General features: G+C 70.3%; 1 protein-coding gene. It reads right to left on the bottom strand.

Going from position 1 to position 1482, the window contains the following annotated elements:
• Positions 1 to 20: 20 nt before the first annotated feature.
• On the bottom strand, positions 21 to 1223 hold the full coding sequence (locus GBN72_RS00005) for an IS110 family RNA-guided transposase (protein ID WP_151769528.1): 1203 nt from the start codon (positions 1221 to 1223) through the stop codon (positions 21 to 23).
• Between the last annotated feature and the right edge of the window lie 259 nt (positions 1224 to 1482).

Genomic DNA, 1482 nt, shown 5'->3' with positions numbered 1-1482 from the left:
GGGTGCCTCTATGTCCTTCGTCAAGCAAGCCGTGGGCTTCTCGGTTCGTAGAAGGTTCCGTCGCGGAGCATGGCGAACAGGACGCTGATGCGGTGGCGGGCGAGACGGAGGAGGGCTTGCGTGTGGGTTTTGCCGCGGGCTCGGCAGCGGTCGTAGTAGGTCCGGGAGGCGGGATCGTGCAGCGCCGCGAACGCGGAGAGGAACATTGCCCGCTTCAGCTGCCGGTTCCCGCCTCTGGGGGCGTGTTCGCCGTGGATCGACGTGCCGGACTGCCGGGTCGCCGGGGCGAGGCCCGCGTAGGAGGCCAGGTGGGCGGCGCTGGGGAACGAGCTGCCATCGCCGACCGTGGTCAGGAGGACTGCGGCGGTCCTGACGCCGATGCCGGGCATCGACGTCAGGACCTCGGAAAGAGGGTGGGCCTCCAGCAGAGCCTCGATCCGGGCCTCCAGAGCCCGGCGTTGTTCGTGGACGGCGGCCAGCGACTTCGCCAGCGACGGGACGATCACGTCGAGGGTGCCGGTGCCGGGGACGACGACGGTCTGCTCGTCGAGCGCGGCGAAGATGTCGTCGACCAGCCGCCCGGCCATGCGCGGGGCCCTCGGGCGGACGACCTCGACGAGCCTGCGGCGGCCCGCTTTTCGCAGGGCCTGCGGGGACCCGTAACGCTCGAGAAGCCAAGTCACCGCTTGATGGTCCAGGCGCGGACCCAGGACGCGCTCCAGGCTGGGGTGGAACTGGGTGAGCAGGCCGCGGATGCGGTTGGAGGTGCGGTTGGCCTCGCCGGCGAGGTCTTGGTCGAAGCCGACCAGCATGGTCAGTTCCGCGGTGACCTCGTCGGTCAGGTCGAGGGTCCGCAGGGTGTGGGGCATGGTGCGGGCGGCATCCGCGATGACGGCCGCGTCCTTCGCGTCGGTCTTGGCCTCGCCGGGGTAAAGGTCGGCGATCCTGCGCATCGCGAGGCCGGGCAGGTAGGCGACCTGGCAGCCCGCGTCCCGGGCAACCGTCAGCGGAAGGGCGCCGATGGAGGCGGGCTGGTCCACGACCACGAGGACGGTGCCGAACTTGGCCTTGAGCTTGTCGAAGACGGCCCGCAGTTTCGGTTCGGTGTTCGGCAGCGGCTTGTCGAAGACCGTCTTCCCGGCCGGGGTCAGTCCGTGGCCGTGATGCGCGGCCTTGCCGACGTCCAGCCCCAGGAAGACGTCCACCCCGTCGATGCTGATCACCGTGCCCCCACATGTGTCGACGCGTGCCGGCCCCGCACTCGGGTGCCGTTCTCGCGCATCCACGTTATGCAGACCTGCCGCCCGACAGCGGCCGGGCATTGCGCCCGGCCGGGCGGTGGTCGGACCTCTGATCAGCGTCTCCGACGGCACCCCTCGGACCCGGTGACACCACCCCCCAGGTCATCCCATCGACAGGGGGCAACAGTCATACCGGGCCCGGAGGCCAGCGGCCCTCTTGCAGGACCGCGAAGAAGATAAC

Source organism: Streptomyces abyssomicinicus (assembly GCF_008974245.1).
In the GTDB taxonomy this organism is placed as follows: Bacteria; Actinomycetota; Actinomycetes; order Streptomycetales; family Streptomycetaceae; genus Streptomyces; species Streptomyces abyssomicinicus.
The sequence above is the reverse complement of the archived record's forward strand: the minus strand, read 5'-3'. Positions and strand labels throughout refer to the sequence as shown.